We start from the raw sequence: 16,100 nt of genomic DNA on the forward strand, positions 1-16,100 counted from the left end.
TTTTAAAAATCAATGTTCATCCACTCTCACTCCGTGAACCACAAACCTGTATGTCTCACCGCTTGTGGAGCAGGTAGAAAGAGTCACAACCTTGTCATCCTTTGTCGGGACTATGCCTGTATCCTTCATTGATGAGGCAGCCATCCTCTGTACGAATTTGCCAAACGTCTCATCCGGCTCAAAGCCCACGGTATACTCATCGCTGTCATCACTGACTGTCTCATATGAGAAAATCTGGTACCTATACTTTTTGCCATCGACAAGTATCTGGAAATACTGATGGCTGTCATAGTAATTCTCATCACGGTTATAGTACTTAAGCTTTCCAAACATCGACAGGTTTTTCATATTGTGTCCATAAATGATTGTATGGCAGTCGCTGAAATCAGTCTTGTTTGAACCCTCAAGGAAGATGGAACCTGCAGTGGCATGCTCTCTCTTAAAGGTCTTTCTGAGGTAATAGCTGTTATCCCCCGAATACATGACAGGGTAGCTGATATCCTCATTTTCAAAATAAATCCAGCCAACCACATCAGGGTTTTCGCTCCTTAGACCGGCGAAATCAATATCTATATCATCATACCACGGTGACTGTGCTTCACTGCCTTTCGTGCTGTCATCATCCTTCTTTGAATCGTCCACTGCATACTCATCCTGAAGCTTCTCATATGTCTTATCCGAAGTATTATAGTCAGAATAAATCTTAAACAGATGATAACCCGAATAAGCCACAAGAGACAGACCAATTATCAGAACTATAAATCTAATTACTTTCTTAACCATTTGTTTTCTCCATTTTTTTATCAGTCAGTACTGTAATACCGGTAAAAATAATCAACAATACAATGAATACAAATTTACCTTGCGAGGTTCCTAAAAAAGAAGCAGGATAACCAAGCACCGGGACATCAAACACAGGCACTCCGATCACATCAGACCATGCAACCGGCTGTACATCATTCACCTGATTGGCATCTCCCTTTGTAGTGTAGGTCTTTTCATCTGTATTTATTTCAACTACCCTGTGAGTCACAAGCTCGCCATTTCTGTAAAAGGTAATGGCATCACCTGTCTCTATCCCTCCGACGCCCTCCTTTACATACAATAGGCTCCCCTTCATGTAAGAAGGCTCCATGCTTCCGCTTACAACTACCATCGGCTCGATACTAAACAGCTTGGGGATAAGTATTACAGCAATAATTAAAATAAGAATTAATAAAATCACACTGGAAATAATGTTAATAAGTCTCCTCATGAAAACACCTCTATATCAGAAAATATCATTTGTCACTCACAAAACTGCTGTAGCAGCTTACCGGCTCAATGTCAAAGTGTATTGTCATATTACTATGTGTGTCACACGTATGATTGAACCTATCGATAATACGCTTCATGACATCGGAGGCTGTATCGCATGAGCACTTCGACAAAAGCACAATGTACTGTGAATCACTGTACTTTGCTGCCACATCACCCACACGCAGGCACTTTCTAAGTGCTCTTTCAAGTGTATGCATGGAATCCTTCATCTGACTATGATTCTTATCCGGCTGACTGCTATACATTGGCACAACAGTGACAAGCACCAGACTCTCCGGAATCGTAGAACGGGCACTCTTTCTGACCTCCAGATGATAAATCTCCTTGAATACAGGATATCCGCACATGAAAACACCCTCCATGCTCTCCTCGTTGATATCCTCCTTCACCTCATCTATATTGTAGCTTGAAACACCCTTTGTGACAGATAAAAGCTCCTCATACACCTTGTTGAGCATGACAGTCTTTCTAACGCCAAGATCCTTGTCCATAATAGCCTTGGCAGTCTCATAAGTATCAAAAGCCATCTGTACCTTTTTGGTACGCATGCGTGCCATAATAAGATATGAGTATATCTGCTCATCCGAGCGCTCATATACAATCGCCCTGATGCACAGCTGCTCAAGCTTCTCATAGCAGCCTGTATCAATATACAGCTTTGCCAGAGCCTTTACTGTATTCACGTATCTTGAATGGTAAAATGCATTGAGCGTCATAAACCAGTGTGTATCTGTCCTAAGAGGCAGGAAATCACCATGATAAAGAGCTATGGCCTTCTCATAGCTTTCAATAGCGGTCTCCTTGCTCCTGCAAAATGCCATCTCCGCCTCATTTATATATCTGTCAAACTCTTCGACATCAATGGTTACTTCCACATCATCATTCCATTTGTACAAGCCGCCTCTAACAGAGACTATGCACTCCTCGTCAAAGGAGGCATCTCTTAGAGCCTTTCTGAGCCTGTATGCCAGATTCTTAAGGGCTCCTACCGGATTATCGGTTTCTTCCTCAACCTGCCATATAGCCTCTGAAATATCCTCTATACAGACACCCCTGTTTCTGTTCATCGCCAGATATACAAACAGCTTTTCAAGCTTCTCAGACCTCCATGCCCCTTCCTGGACAGAGGATATGTCATTTCCCACCGTAAAGCTGCCAAAAGTTTTTAATTTAATCATATAAATTTCCCCATTTCTGACATTAAACATTGTTATATAGTCATAAACATATAAATCTTTTTGAAATCCCTATAAAACGCAAAAATTAAACCGAGATTAAAATTTACGCAAATCATCACTGCCGTCGTCGACAGTATTTTGTATTTTCATTATCTTAACAAAGTATGAGTAGTCATCATTTACCTTTACCTCACACCTGTCACCCACCTTGTGCCCGAATATAGCGGCACCAAGCGGTGACTCCTTGCTTATCAGATTCTTTAAGGAATTGCCCCTTACGGTTGTGACAATCTTGTATGTCTCAGTCTCATCATCATCCTCAAAATACACGTCAACCGTATTGAACATACCCACCTCATCATCCTTTGACTCATCGGATATGACAACGGCAGTCTTAATCATCTTCTCAAGGTATCTGATACGGCTCTCGTTCTGGTTCTTAAACTGCTTGGCGGCCTTGTACTCGAAGTTCTCGCTCAAGTCACCCTGGGCTCTCGCCACCTTTACGTCATCAAGAGCCTTCTTTCTGACAACGAGCTTTCTGTACTCTATCTCGTCCTCCATTTTCTTTATATCATTTGCTGTCAATTCATCATGCATGTCTTAAACCCTCTTCCTGCAAAATTGCGTCAAAATGTATTTAGAGAAGCCCTGCGATACCACAAAGCAGCACAATCGCACCAAGAACTATACGGTACCATCCAAACACAATAAAGTTATGCTTCTTTATGTAGCCCATCAGGAATTTGATAACAATAAGTGAAACAACAAATGCCACAATCATGCCGATAATCAGAATAGCAGCCTCTTCCCCTGTAAAATGAAATCCAAATTTAACAAGCTTCAGAAGACTCGCACCAAACATAACCGGAATAGCAAGGAAAAATGTATACTCAGCGGCAACAGTCCTTGAAACACCAATTAAAAGAGCTCCGACAATAGTAGCACCTGAACGTGATGTACCCGGAAAAACAGCTGCAATAAGCTGGAAAAATCCAATCATAAGCGCAGTCGTGTAGCTTATGTCGACAAGTGAATTAATCTTGGCAGACTTGCCATTATGTCTGGTCTCAATCACAATAAAAGCGATACCAAAGAGTATAAGCATGATAGCTACTGTCTGGAAATTGTAAAACAGTCTCTCGAATACATCATCAAAAAGAATTCCGATAATAGCTGCCGGAATAGTTGAAACAAGAATATGAAACCACAGCACGAAGATATCAGTCTTGACCCATGCACCGATACCTGTCTTTGCAAGAGGAGCTTTGTTATTCTTCCTGCCGAATGGCCAGATCTGGCTCCAGAACAAAACAACAACCGCCAAAATGGCTCCAAGCTGGATAACCACCTCAAACATACTGTAAAAATCGTCCGGGTTCTTTCCTATTCTAAGTGGTAAAATCTCATTCAGAAGAATCATGTGGCCGGTGCTGCTGATAGGCAGCCACTCTGTAATGCCCTCCACAATTCCAAATATAACAGACTTGATAATGTCAAAGATTTCCATAAATAAATTTCCTTCCTTTAAGATATTTTCTACAACTAATTTATTATATTATTTTTCCAATCACAAGTCCATGGAATTTAAGAAAAATTTAAATTAAATCTTTTCATATTAGAAAATTTTTTGTAAAATACTCATAGCAATTATGAAAAAGTGAAAGGACAAAGACAAAACATGAAGAAAAAAATCAGTATCATGCTTTGCATAGTACTCTTCGCCCTGACAGGCTGCACCAACTCCGGCCGCACAATACGCTTCGGAACAGCCGACATCGGTGGAATGTACTATTCATTTGCAAATACATTTACGGAGCTTGCCAATGAACAGGGCTATGACTTTACCTGCAAGGTTCGTACCACAGCAGGCTCTAATGCCAATATAAGGCTTTTATCCGATGACTATATAGAGATAGGCATCGCACAGGCAGACCTGATAGCCGATGCCTACAAGACAAATGAAGATTTAAGGGCTATAGCAGGGCTTTACACCGAGACCTGTCAGCTTGTGGTCCGCGCTGATTCAAACATACAGACTCTTGACGACCTGTCAGGACACACTGTAAGCATCGGAGCAGAGGAATCCGGCACCGAGCGAAATGCCACACAGATTCTTGAGTTCGCCGGTATGCCATCATCCCTTGTTGCCACCAAAAACCTGGACTATATCGAGGCCACAAAAGAGCTAAAAGCCGGTGATATAGATGCCTTCTTCTGCACTGCCGGACTCACCACCACTGTCATAGATGAGCTCTCAAAGGAATGCGACATAAGGCTTATCCCGCTGACTGATACTGTGATAAACAAGATGCTTGAAAGCAGCTCTGCCTACACAAGCGAGGTCATACCTGCCGGCACATACACAGGCCAGACCACAGATATAAGCACAATAGGTGTAAAATCTGTGCTTATCACAAAGTCTGATGTATCTGACGATACAATTGAGCAGCTTACATCGCTCCTGTTTGAAAAAGAAAATGAGCTCTCCTACTCCAACTCTCTTAAGCTTGAGCTGACATATAACTTTGCAACAGACGGTATACCTATTCCATTTCACGATGGAGCAAAAAGGTATTATGAAGTCTGTGGATATAGTACAAATTAATTCGCGAATTAATTTTTAGTCCAATATATAATATTCAAAATATAAGAAGAAAATAACAAGAATATAATCAATAAAAATTGAAAGGTAACACATGAAAATACAACTTGACATGTACCAGACACTGGCCGTTGCAGTGCTTGTACTACTACTTGGAAACTATTTAAAAAAGAAAATATATTTTCTTCAGAAATTCTGTATTCCGGCGCCTGTCATAGGCGGACTGATTTTTGCCATCATGACATGCATATGCTATGTCACAGGAATCGCAGAATTTTCCTTTGACGACACACTGCGCGAGGTCTGCATGGTATTCTTCTTTACATCTGTAGGCTTTCAGGCAAATCTCAAGGTATTAAAAAGCGGAGGCAAATCGCTCATCGTATTCCTGGGACTGGTAATAGCGCTTATCATATTACAAAACCTAACCGCCGTGGGGCTTGCAAAGCTCTTAAACCTGAATCCGCTAATCGGCATGTGCACCGGCTCTATTCCTATGGTTGGCGGACACGGCACCGCAGGAGCTTTTGGCCCAGTGCTTGAGGACTTAAACATAAAGGGCGCCACAACCATTTGTACAGCCGCAGCTACCTTCGGTCTCATCTTTGGAAGCCTGATAGGCGGACCTCTTGGAAAAAGACTGATTGAAAAGCATAGCCTGCTTAATACAGCAGCAAACGATGACGACAGCCTGCTGGTGGAGGATGAGAAAAAGCATGAGCGCCACACAAATATGTATGCTGATGCCGTATTCCAGCTCATCCTGGCAATAGGTGTCGGAACCATCTTTACAATGCTGCTCACAAAGACAGGGCTCACCTTCCCAATATATATAGGAGCAATGCTCGCAGCCGCACTAATGCGAAACATATGTGAGTACACAGGAATCGCTACCATCCATATGGGAGAGATAAATGACCTAGGAGGTATAAGCCTCTCTCTATTCCTAGGCATGGCAATGATTACACTAAGGCTCTGGGAGCTTGCATCACTCGCTCTCCCGCTCTTCATACTGCTTGCAGCACAGGTGCTTCTCATAATCATATTCACGTATGTTATCGAGTTCAACATCATGGGGCGCGACTACGATGCAGCCATACTTGTGTCAGGCACCTGCGGCTTCGGAACCGGAGCCACCCCAAATGCCATGGCAAATATGCAGGCTGTCTGCGACCAATATGTGCCATCCATCAAGGCATATCTGCTCATACCGCTTGTCGGGAGCCTGTTTGCTGACTTTTTGAACAGCCTTGTAATCACATTCTTTATAAACTTACTGTAAAACAACCGGAGAAAAATATGTTTGAAAAACTGAAAAAAATATTTAAAAACAGAGACGAAAAAGAAAAACATAATTACGATTTAACTTTTGACAACGTGGCAATACCTGAGGTGCACGTAAAAAGCACCGAAAGTCACGAGGACGCTGATAAAGAAAATGCACCTATCAGCTATGACAATGTTGCCATACCTGAGGTGCATATCAGAAACAGAAAAAATAAATAAACTAAAACTCCATATGCCTTTTGCCCTTTCACAAAGCTCCTATCCTTCCCTGCTTATTGTCCTTATTCTGCCTTCTCAACAGATATTATCTTTCCCTCAAACGGATCCACCTCTGAAATAGTTCCAGTATATTTTACAGTCACCTTGTCTCCACTTGCAACACCCTCAAGTCCGTCAGGCTTCTCATCGAATGTAAAGCTGTATGGTGTATCCTTATCATCAGTCACTACAAACATGAAGTCCTTTATGTCATCGATTGTTCCAGTAAGCTCCTTCTCTTCCTGTGAGCCCTTATCACCTTCATCCTTGGTCTCAGCCTGCTTTGCACTTTCGGTGCCTGCTGCCTTATCCTGCTTTGTATCGCTCTGTCCGCAGCCTGCAAACAAGCCGGCGCAAAGCATAGCTCCTATTACAATTGTAATCAGTTTTTTCTTCATTATGATATACCTCTTTCTTTATTTATAAGTACTGCTATGAGTACGTTTTCTAAAGAGTACTCTTCTATCCACCTAAAGTAAATAGAATACATAAAATATTAAAAAAATCTTACGAATTACTGCTTTTTTGAGCCTCTTGCGAGCCTTGCAGGATACCATTTTTCAAACCATCCGGTAAATATGCCCATCAATACAGGCATCAGATTGTTTACGACAATAAGTGCAGCTCCAACACCTGCCTTTTTCAGCAGAAATGTCCACACTGCTGTCAACACGTATAATACTCCCCATGCCGCCGCAAGTATATAATTCGTCTTCATAAAGAGAGGATTTTTATGTGCGGCTTCACCGCCATAATTGTATTTCACATATGCTGCGCATAAAGGCTCCTTTGTCAGGCATGAAACCAGCCAGAACAGCCCAAACACCAGATATCCGATATCTGTTGATATGTCACCTGCTCCTGTCAGGCTTGCAATCGCAGAAAGTATAGCAACAGCAACAATTGAGAGCTGATCCCATATTACAAATTTATGTTTTCTCATAATAAAAGGCATAGCGGATGCCACCAAAAGAGCAATCACAGAACCCTTTTCGGTATTGACAGAAACTGCTATCCAAAACGTAATCCATGGTATGAGCATTGTCATCATGGATGGATTTTTCTGTACCTCCACACCTTGTGATGTTTTTTCTGCCTCTTTGACTACCGATGTACTTCCAAAAAATTTATCCCAGTTTACCATCAGGGAAAAATCACCTGTCACCGTATACATCTGCTTTCCCAAAGCCTCTGCGCCACCTATCTCGCCTCGGGAAATAGCCGACCATACCGTAAAAGGCGTATCTATGCGTGTAGTCGCGGCAAGGCTTTGGTCAGTAAGCACCTCACTACCTTTATCATCAAGCTTTATTTGGTATGTATGCTTCAAATCGGTATAGCATATCTCAAGCACGCGTTCCTTTCCGTCATAGGCATCCTTATTGTATAATGCAGCCATCTGTCTGGTGAAAACAAGGTCATCCGCTTCCTTTTCTCCTGTTGTCCTGCTGATTCCCCAGCTGGCATCCGCCATACTTTCAAATACATCCCTTGGATATAAAAGAGTATGGAGCGCCGCTTCTGTTTTTTCAGATATTTTTCCTGTGATGGCATATTCTGCCCCGGCACTTTTTACCGTAGCCAGATATTCGTCAGTCCTCTTTGACAGCTCTTTTACACGAAACAGCTCACCCTGACCACAAAATATGGTTGTATAATGCCCTTTTCCAAGAAAATGGTCAAACATCCGAAGTACACTGTCATAATTTCCCTCTGCAGAATAAAAGCCACAGGTAGAGATTAGCACATGCCTTTTGCCTTCCATGTCATATCTGCAATCATGGCTGCCGCTTCCGTATCCGTCATCCTTTGTACTCATAAACGGCAGGCTCATGGGAAGCTGCCTGTCAATCACGTTCTTTAGTATTCCCGGCACACTAAAATAGTACAGAGGAAACGACCACACAACAATATCCGCTTCAAGCATTTTCCCAATAACAGTCTGCATATCGTCATTTATGCAGCACACTCCCGGTGTCTTCTGCCAGCATGCAAAGCAGCCCTTACACGCTCCTACATTCATTGAGGCTACATGCATTTCATCAATGGATACCGCTTCATTTTTGCTCTTATATCCTTCTTTGAAGCCTTCTATAAAGCTGTTTGCAAGCCTTAACGAATTGCTTCGTTTGCCTTTTGGACTTCCGTTAATCAGAAGTACGTTCATGCTTTATGCCCTCCTGTAAGTATATAGTTAATTTTAGTATAGCGGATTGACAGGCAAAAAACAATTAAAGTTTAGACTTAGAAACAATACCATAATTATACATTCAAAATACATTCAAATTCTTAAGTATGCCTTGTAATTATAGTACTATGATAGTAAAATATACCTATATTATTACGAATCAGGAGAATTCATATGGGTTACGATGAAAAAATTTTTAAAGCAAAGGCGAATATCAAAGCCCGCAGATTATGGCTTGTTTTTGCTATTCTGCTGACCGCAAATTATGGTACCGACACAGCAAATGGCGCTTATTCTGTCAGTAATTATATCATTTTTGTTATTTTATGCTGGCTGCCTTTCGTGTGTGGTGACATACTTCTAAAAAGGACGGGGAAGGATAATGACCGTTACCGGCTTGCATTTGTCATCGGATATGGTATTTTTTACGTATTTCTTTTGTGTACGACAACCTCACCGATTGCATTCACCTACATCCTTCCGATAATCAGCCTTATTGTAATATTTAAGGATGAAAAATTCATGATTTACTGCGCCGTTGCAAATATGCTAAGCCTTATAGCAAGTATTGCATTTCACATATTTGTGCTGGGTCAGAACACTGCTGCAGACCACAAAAACTATCAGCTTCAGATAGCATGTCTTTTACTTTGCTACATAGGCTATATCATGTCCGTACGTCACCTGACTGAGTCCGATGCTGCACTCACCGAGAGCATAAAGTCTGATTTGAATCGCGTTGTCACGACAGTTGAGCAGGTTAAAACCGCTTGCAACACTATAATGGACGGTATAACCGTGGTCCGTGAGCTTGCTTCTGAAAACAAGCATGGCTCAGATGTTGTCGTTGAGGGAATGAATAAGCTTACCGGAAATAACAAGCAGCTTCAGTCCCACACTGCTTCTTCCCAGGAAATGACTACCGATATAAGCTCACAGGTTGAGAATGTTGCAGCCATGATAAATGATATGGTTTCCCTGACAACCGAATCAGGCAAGCATGCCAAGGTCAGCTCTGAGGACCTTGAAGGTCTTGCCCAGACAGCAAAAACCATGTCAGAGCTTTCTACAGAGGTTGAAAGCATCCTGACTACATTCAGAGATGAATTTGAGATGGTTAAAAATGAAACCGGAACAATTGATAATATTTCAAACCAGACAAACCTCCTCGCTCTTAACGCTTCTATCGAGGCTGCGCGTGCAGGCGAAGCCGGTAAGGGCTTTGCTGTTGTTGCTGAACAGATCCGTACTTTAAGCACTGAGACGAGAAATTCATCCGGTCAGATCAGCGAGGCGCTCTCACGGCTTGACGAGATTTCCGGAAAGATGACCTCATCCATTGAAGAAACACTCCGCCTCATCCAGCTCACTCTTGAGAAGGTAATGCAGACCGGTGAAAATGTAGAGAAGATTACAAAGGATTCCCATAAGCTTGGAAGCCATATCCGTGAAATCGACACCGCAATGCAGGAGGTTGAAGCATCTAACCAGCAGCTTGTCGACAATATGGAAAAGGTATCTGACATCGTAGAAACCATGACCTCATGTATCGGTGCTTCTGATGCGATAAGCCGCAAGATGCTCAGTAAATATGATGAAAGTGCAACGAATATCAATAATATCGAGACTGTTATCCAATCTCTCATGCACGAGCTCGGAGTTGGTGGATTTATGGGACTTGATGATATCCGCCCGGGTATGAAGGCCAAAGTGATCCTGACAGATGTACAGACCGGCAACGAGTTCCATTGCGAAGTAAAGGCTGTTGGCGAAAACAGTCTTAAGCTTGTATCAGGCGGCTTATCTGTAGACTCATCCAGACCTTGCAATCTGTATGTTACAGTTGGCAATGTAATGTACTGCTGGAAGGATCTCACAATCACAGATGACCTTGTGATAACAGTCAATACACAGCCTGAAATCTTGAACCGTAGGAAATACCCTCGCATGGATTTATCAAACAATTGCACTATCAAGCTTAAAGGAACAGACACCACATTCAAAGGAACTCTTGACAATATAAGTGCAAACGGCTTTGCATTTTTGACAAAGGATCCTTATTTCGTGGATCATAAAGGAGCGAAGGTCACTATCTCGATAGAGGACTTTGCGCTTGCTGACCACTCAGTATTGGAGGGATATGTAATCCGCTGCTCAAATAATGAGGGAACATATATCGTCGGCTGCCAGATGCCTGAGGATAATTATTATATCCAGACATATGTCAATGAACAGCTTCGTGCTCACTCATAAAAATAAAAGCTATGAAAGCCTTTAACCGGGCTCTCATAGCTTTTTTTATTGATAATCTTCTATATCCTATTATCTTCTATCTGCATGATGTTTTTCCTCTCTGGACTCTCATATATACATTGTAGCTGTGAATGCTGAATATTATGATACCTAGCAATGCACAGGTTATCACAATTGTACGGATGTTCTTCTTTTTTATAATCATAAATGTGTTCTCTCCATACCTTAGTACCTACATCGTATCTGTGCTTCGTTCTCTATTCATATCACATATACTTGTATTTCTAGTACTAATTATACAACATATAGTGCCTACAATCTATACTCTTGGCGCGAAATGTCGTTTTCAGGGTGTGAAATGCAGATTGGCAATAAAAAACAAGGGAAAGTACTAAATACTTTCCCTTGCAAAATCTTATATATAGACTTTTAAATTAGAACCTTTGTCTATTTTGCCTGCTCTGCAATAGCAGCCTGTGCTGCAGCAAGACGAGCGATTGGTACACGGAATGGTGAACATGAAACATAGTCAAGTCCAATCTTGTGGCAGAACTCAACTGATGAAGGATCTCCACCGTGCTCTCCACAGATACCAACGTGAAGGTTAGGATTAACTGGCTTTCCAAGCTTAATAGCTGTCTCCATTAATTTACCAACACCAGTCTGGTCAAGCTTAGCAAATGGATCGTTCTCGAAAATCTTGTTGTCATAGTAAGCGTTAAGGAACTTACCTGCATCATCACGAGAGAATCCGAATGTCATCTGTGTAAGGTCGTTTGTACCGAAGCAGAAGAAATCAGCCTCTGTAGCGATCTCATCAGCTGTAAGAGCAGCTCTTGGGATCTCGATCATTGTACCTACATGGTACTTGATGTCAGCATTTGCAGCAGCGATCTCAGCGTCAGCTGTCTCAACTACAATCTTCTTAACGAACTTAAGCTCTTTGATCTCACATACTAATGGGATCATGATCTCAGGCTCGATATCCCAGTCTGGATGAGCTTTCTTTACATTGATAGCTGCACGGATAACAGCCTTTGTCTGCATCTTAGCAATCTCAGGATATGTAACTGCAAGACGGCATCCTCTATGACCCATCATTGGGTTGAACTCATGGAGTGACTCACAGATAGCTTTGATTTCCTCTACTGACTTATTCTTAGCCTTTGCAAGCTTCTCGATGTCAGCATCCTCTGTAGGAACGAACTCATGAAGAGGTGGATCAAGGAAACGGATTGTTACTGGGCATCCCTCAAGAGCCTCGTATAATTTCTCAAAATCTCCCTGCTGATATGGAAGAATCTTGTTAAGAGCTGTCTCTCTCTCCTCTACTGTATCAGAGCAGATCATCTCACGGAATGCAGCGATTCTCTCTGGATCGAAGAACATATGCTCTGTACGGCAAAGTCCGATTCCCTCTGCACCAAGCTCACGAGCCTTCTTAGCATCTGCAGGAGTATCTGCATTTGTACGAACCTTAAGTCTTCTGAACTCATCAGCCCATGCCATAACACGTCCGAACTCACCAGCGATTGAAGCATCAACTGTTGGGATGATTCCAGCATAGATGTTACCTGTTGTACCATCGATAGAAATCTCAGATCCCTCTGTGAATGTCTGTCCTGCAAGTGTGAACTTCTTGTTCTCCTCGTCCATATTGATATCACCACAACCAGATACACAGCATGTTCCCATACCACGTGCAACTACGGCTGCGTGAGATGTCATACCACCACGAACTGTAAGGATACCCTGAGCAGCCTTCATTCCTGTGATGTCCTCTGGAGATGTCTCAAGACGTACAAGTACGACTTTCTCTCCTCTTTCAGCCCATGCCTCAGCATCATCAGCTGTGAATACAACCTTACCACAAGCAGCTCCCGGAGATGCTCCAAGACCCTTTCCAAGTGGAGTTGCAGCCTTAAGTGCAGCAGCATCGAACTGTGGATGTAATAATGTATCAAGGTTACGAGGGTCGATCATTGCAACAGCCTCAGCTGGTGTCTTATGTCCCTCATCTACTAAATCGCAAGCGATCTTAAGAGCAGCTGGAGCTGTTCTCTTACCATTACGGCACTGAAGCATATAGAGCTTCTTGTTCTCAACTGTGAACTCCATATCCTGCATATCATGGTAGTGATTCTCAAGAGTCTCACAAACCTTAAGGAACTCAGCGTATGCCTCTGGGAACTCCTGCTCCATCTGAGCGATTGGCATTGGAGTACGAACACCGGCAACAACGTCCTCACCCTGTGCATTGATAAGGAACTCACCCATAAGCTTGTTCTCACCAGTTGCAGGATCACGTGTGAATGCAACACCTGTACCTGACTCGTTATTTAAGTTACCGAATACCATTGGCATTACGTTAACAGCTGTTCCCCATGAATAAGGGATATCGTTATCTCTTCTATAAACATTTGCACGTGGGTTGTCCCATGAACGGAATACAGCCTCGATAGCAAGCTTTAACTGCTCTACAGGATCTGAAGGGAAATCTGATCCTAACTGATTCTTGTACTCAGCCTTGAACTGCTCTGCTAACTCTTTAAGGTCAGCTGCTGTAAGGTCTACGTCAAATTTAACACCTCTGTCCTCTTTCATCTTGTCGATGAGCTGCTCGAAGTACTTCTTTCCTACTTCCATAACAACGTCTGAGAACATCTGGATGAAACGTCTGTATGAATCATATACGAAACGCTCGAATGCTGGATCTGGGTTACCAGCGATCATAGCTGCAACAACATCATCATTAAGACCAAGGTTAAGGATTGTATCCATCATACCCGGCATTGAAGCTCTGGCACCTGAACGAACAGATACGAGAAGAGGATTCTTAAGGTCACCGAATTTCTTTCCGTTAACCTCTTCCATCCATTTTACACCTTCCATAGTCTGAGCCATAATCTCATCATTGATCTTACGTCCATCCTCGTAGTACTGTGTACAAGCCTCTGTAGTGATTGTGAAACCCTGTGGTACAGGAAGTCCAATCTCTGTCATCTCAGCGAGGTTAGCACCCTTACCACCGAGAAGATTACGCATGGTCATGTTACCCTCTTTGAAGGTATATACCCACTTGTTTGCCATTTTGCAATTCCTCCTAAATTTTATTTCTGGTATGGTAAAAAAACCATCCATATACTTGATTAATGTGTGCACTCATACAAGCGCACACATTAATAATACCATAATTTCAGCAAATATCAACTAATTTTTATTATCTTTTCCCTTATGTTTCATACTATTTTTTTGAACACGGACAGACTTAACATTCTTTACTATGACAAATATCATAATTGCAAGAATTGCAGCTATCCCAAGCGCACCAATAGCCAGCGGAACAACCATTCCACTCTCACTAATCATGGTGGCAAGCGGTACCTGCTCATCTGCTATATCATGCTTATTGTCGTTTGCCGCCTGCGGTACCTGCTCATCTGCTATATCAGTATTTGGCTGTGCCTGCGGTGCCTGGATTCCATCCTGCGGATCATTCTGTCCGTCAGGCACTATTGTGTTTGCGGCATTTGCTCCATCTGCAGCTCCGTTATTTGCCACTCCTGCTGCATTGCCCGCTGCATTAGCTGCCCCGGCTGCATTTGCAGCTCCTGCGGCTGCCTGATTGCCGCCTGCCGCAGTATTGTCATTTGCTCCATTTCCGGCAGCAGCCATGCTTGATGCAGCCCTTGAATATACAAAATTGAACACGTTTTCTGACGCATTTGACGACAGCTTTCCTGTCTGATTATAGCTGTCCGGAATATATCCATCTATATACAGATAAGCTATAACCGGCTCATCGCCCACATTACCATAATAGGTACGGCTTTCTGCAAGCTTATTGCCATCTGTATCCACATAGTTGACTGTATACTCAGCAAGCTCGCCCGGTATGCCATATGCAACAACATAGTCCTGATCTCCCGATACGAGAAAAGCCGACTGTGCAACCGTATTATTGTCACGGCCGCTTAATCTGATTCCCTTTACGTAGTACTTGCTGTTTTCATTAAGTGCCACACTGCCCTGTGCATCACAGCTGATGACATCTCCATATTCAAGACCTGTGACAATTATTTTGTCTCCTTTAGTAGAAACAGAAACCGAAGCCTCATTGCCTGATGCCTTTCGTACCTGCACACCACCGTTTATGCTTCCCTGACCTCCGGCTGAGAAGGAAACAGTGTATGTATATGAAAATGCCTTTGCATCTGCTGTCTGTGAGAAAACACCGATTATGACAACAAGAGCTGCAAGAAAATATTTAAGCAATCTTTTCATTTTGCTTAGCCCCCTTTCTGTCACTTACGAAAGCCAGTATCATCAAAATAATACCAATCACAAACACTACAGCTGACGCTATTGACCAGATATCTCCGGTCTTTACCTTGCTTGTTGTAGTTGTAAATGTAGGTGGATTTGATAAAGTTGGATCTGAGTTATCCTCTACCGCAAAGTTCATCATAAGCTTTGCGAGTGTATCCTGATATATATTACCCTGACTCTCTCCGTCAAGCCCTACTAAAAGCTTCACGCTGCCTCCCTCTCCAGGCTCTAATGTCTTTAAATAAAAGAACTTATCCAGAGAGTTTGTAGCCTCATTGAGTCCTTTTCCGGCTGTTGCCTCCTTCTCTCCACCTACGCTGGTGCTGCTGTATATAGTGTCCTCTTTTCCATCCGGTCCTACGAAAGTAAGAATATATGAGTATCCACCATTTTCAGCCACCGCCTGTGTATCCTCAAGACTCTTTAACACATCATTCGACATATACCATTTCGTCGAAATACTGCTGTTATTCTTTATATCAACGGAAAATGTGACAGAATCTCCCGGCTCCATCTGTGAGACAGAGGCTGCTATTTTATTTGAATCGAACGAACTGACCATTTCCTTGCCGGTAAACTCACATGAGCCGGCTGTAGTAGTATTCTCATCTGCAAATACAGTGCCTATCGAACCAAGGATAAACAACATGCATGATAATAATGCGATAAATTTTTTCATATT

At 42.5% G+C, this 16,100-nt stretch carries 14 protein-coding genes; 4 read left to right on the forward strand and 10 right to left on the reverse strand.

From position 1 onward, the window contains the following. Nucleotides 1-9: 9 nt before the first annotated feature. The 5 genes from srtB to EUBREC_RS08325 form a co-directional block, all read right to left on the reverse strand. Nucleotides 10-783, reverse strand: a complete 774-nt coding sequence (gene srtB, locus EUBREC_RS08305; protein WP_012742687.1) for a class B sortase — start codon at nt 781-783, stop codon at nt 10-12. Next, nucleotides 776-1,255: a signal peptidase I gene (locus EUBREC_RS08310; protein WP_012742688.1), complete on the reverse strand. Its 480-nt coding sequence runs from the start codon at nt 1,253-1,255 to the stop codon at nt 776-778. The genes srtB and EUBREC_RS08310 overlap by 8 nt, the downstream gene beginning before the upstream one ends. A gap of 25 nt (nt 1,256-1,280) precedes the next feature. Continuing rightward, nucleotides 1,281-2,498: a BTAD domain-containing putative transcriptional regulator gene (locus EUBREC_RS08315; protein WP_041254063.1), complete on the reverse strand. Its 1,218-nt coding sequence runs from the start codon at nt 2,496-2,498 to the stop codon at nt 1,281-1,283. A 96-nt stretch (nt 2,499-2,594) separates the two neighbouring features. Continuing rightward, nucleotides 2,595-3,098 carry a transcription elongation factor GreA gene (greA, locus tag EUBREC_RS08320; protein WP_012742690.1) on the reverse strand — a complete coding sequence of 168 codons (504 nt, stop codon included), beginning with the start codon at nt 3,096-3,098 and terminating at the stop codon, nt 2,595-2,597. Nucleotides 3,099-3,138: 40 nt separating this feature from the next. Further along, the gene (locus EUBREC_RS08325) at nt 3,139-4,008 is read right to left on the reverse strand and encodes an undecaprenyl-diphosphate phosphatase (protein ID WP_012742691.1); all 870 of its coding nucleotides are present in this window, start codon (nt 4,006-4,008) and stop codon (nt 3,139-3,141) included. A 171-nt stretch (nt 4,009-4,179) separates the two neighbouring features. On the opposite strand from EUBREC_RS08325, the gene EUBREC_RS08330 reads away from it, so the two are divergent. The 3 genes from EUBREC_RS08330 (at nt 4,180) to EUBREC_RS08340 (ending at nt 6,609) form a co-directional block, all read left to right on the forward strand. Then, complete coding sequence (locus tag EUBREC_RS08330) at nt 4,180-5,106, forward strand: TAXI family TRAP transporter solute-binding subunit (RefSeq protein ID WP_012742692.1); 927 nt, start codon at nt 4,180-4,182, stop codon at nt 5,104-5,106. A gap of 91 nt (nt 5,107-5,197) precedes the next feature. Next, nucleotides 5,198-6,385, forward strand: a complete 1,188-nt coding sequence (gene gltS, locus EUBREC_RS08335; protein ID WP_012742693.1) for a sodium/glutamate symporter — start codon at nt 5,198-5,200, stop codon at nt 6,383-6,385. A gap of 17 nt (nt 6,386-6,402) precedes the next feature. Further along, nucleotides 6,403-6,609: a hypothetical protein gene (locus tag EUBREC_RS08340; protein WP_012742694.1), complete on the forward strand. Its 207-nt coding sequence runs from the start codon at nt 6,403-6,405 to the stop codon at nt 6,607-6,609. Between the two features lie 62 nt (nt 6,610-6,671). On the opposite strand, the gene EUBREC_RS08345 is transcribed toward EUBREC_RS08340, so the two are convergent. Continuing rightward, nucleotides 6,672-7,046 carry a hypothetical protein gene (locus EUBREC_RS08345; RefSeq protein ID WP_012742695.1) on the reverse strand — a complete coding sequence of 125 codons (375 nt, stop codon included), beginning with the start codon at nt 7,044-7,046 and terminating at the stop codon, nt 6,672-6,674. Between the two features lie 116 nt (nt 7,047-7,162). After that, a complete protein-coding gene (locus EUBREC_RS08350) occupies nt 7,163-8,815 on the reverse strand; it encodes a flavodoxin family protein (protein ID WP_012742696.1) in 1,653 nt (550 codons plus the stop codon). A gap of 195 nt (nt 8,816-9,010) precedes the next feature. Here EUBREC_RS08350 and EUBREC_RS08355 point away from each other — a divergent pair, with 195 nt between their 5' ends. Beyond that, a complete protein-coding gene (locus EUBREC_RS08355; RefSeq protein WP_012742697.1) occupies nt 9,011-11,089 on the forward strand; it encodes a methyl-accepting chemotaxis protein in 2,079 nt (692 codons plus the stop codon). A gap of 447 nt (nt 11,090-11,536) precedes the next feature. Here EUBREC_RS08355 and ppdK read toward each other — a convergent pair whose 3' ends face one another. The 3 genes from ppdK to EUBREC_RS08370 form a co-directional block, all read right to left on the reverse strand. Then, nucleotides 11,537-14,179, reverse strand: coding sequence for a pyruvate, phosphate dikinase (gene ppdK / locus EUBREC_RS08360; RefSeq protein ID WP_015569339.1), 2,643 nt, complete (start codon nt 14,177-14,179; stop codon nt 11,537-11,539). Between the two features lie 120 nt (nt 14,180-14,299). Beyond that, entirely contained in the window at nt 14,300-15,373 is a 1,074-nt protein-coding gene (locus tag EUBREC_RS08365) for a MucBP domain-containing protein (protein WP_012742699.1), read from the reverse strand. Further along, nucleotides 15,357-16,097, reverse strand: a complete 741-nt coding sequence (locus tag EUBREC_RS08370; RefSeq protein WP_012742700.1) for a hypothetical protein — start codon at nt 16,095-16,097, stop codon at nt 15,357-15,359. Before EUBREC_RS08370 ends, EUBREC_RS08365 begins: the two co-directional genes overlap by 17 nt. Nucleotides 16,098-16,100: the final 3 nt, after the last annotated feature.

This window comes from Agathobacter rectalis ATCC 33656, assembly GCF_000020605.1.
Taxonomy (GTDB): Bacteria; Bacillota; Clostridia; order Lachnospirales; family Lachnospiraceae; genus Roseburia; species Roseburia rectalis.

Excerpts from the sequence above, each read along its gene's own strand:
- srtB (WP_012742687.1), bottom strand. The coding sequence starts at position 783 with ATGGTTAAGAAAGTAATTAGATTTATAGTTCTGATAATTGGTCTGTCT.
- EUBREC_RS08310 (WP_012742688.1), bottom strand. The coding sequence starts at position 1,255 with ATGAGGAGACTTATTAACATTATTTCCAGTGTGATTTTATTAATTCTT.
- EUBREC_RS08315 (WP_041254063.1), bottom strand. The coding sequence starts at position 2,498 with ATGATTAAATTAAAAACTTTTGGCAGCTTTACGGTGGGAAATGACATA.
- greA (WP_012742690.1), bottom strand. The coding sequence starts at position 3,098 with ATGCATGATGAATTGACAGCAAATGATATAAAGAAAATGGAGGACGAG.
- EUBREC_RS08325 (WP_012742691.1), bottom strand. The coding sequence starts at position 4,008 with ATGGAAATCTTTGACATTATCAAGTCTGTTATATTTGGAATTGTGGAG.
- EUBREC_RS08330 (WP_012742692.1), top strand. The coding sequence starts at position 4,180 with ATGAAGAAAAAAATCAGTATCATGCTTTGCATAGTACTCTTCGCCCTG.
- gltS (WP_012742693.1), top strand. The coding sequence starts at position 5,198 with ATGAAAATACAACTTGACATGTACCAGACACTGGCCGTTGCAGTGCTT.
- EUBREC_RS08340 (WP_012742694.1), top strand. The coding sequence starts at position 6,403 with ATGTTTGAAAAACTGAAAAAAATATTTAAAAACAGAGACGAAAAAGAA.
- EUBREC_RS08345 (WP_012742695.1), bottom strand. The coding sequence starts at position 7,046 with ATGAAGAAAAAACTGATTACAATTGTAATAGGAGCTATGCTTTGCGCC.
- EUBREC_RS08350 (WP_012742696.1), bottom strand. The coding sequence starts at position 8,815 with ATGAACGTACTTCTGATTAACGGAAGTCCAAAAGGCAAACGAAGCAAT.
- EUBREC_RS08355 (WP_012742697.1), top strand. The coding sequence starts at position 9,011 with ATGGGTTACGATGAAAAAATTTTTAAAGCAAAGGCGAATATCAAAGCC.
- ppdK (WP_015569339.1), bottom strand. The coding sequence starts at position 14,179 with ATGGCAAACAAGTGGGTATATACCTTCAAAGAGGGTAACATGACCATG.
- EUBREC_RS08365 (WP_012742699.1), bottom strand. The coding sequence starts at position 15,373 with ATGAAAAGATTGCTTAAATATTTTCTTGCAGCTCTTGTTGTCATAATC.
- EUBREC_RS08370 (WP_012742700.1), bottom strand. The coding sequence starts at position 16,097 with ATGAAAAAATTTATCGCATTATTATCATGCATGTTGTTTATCCTTGGT.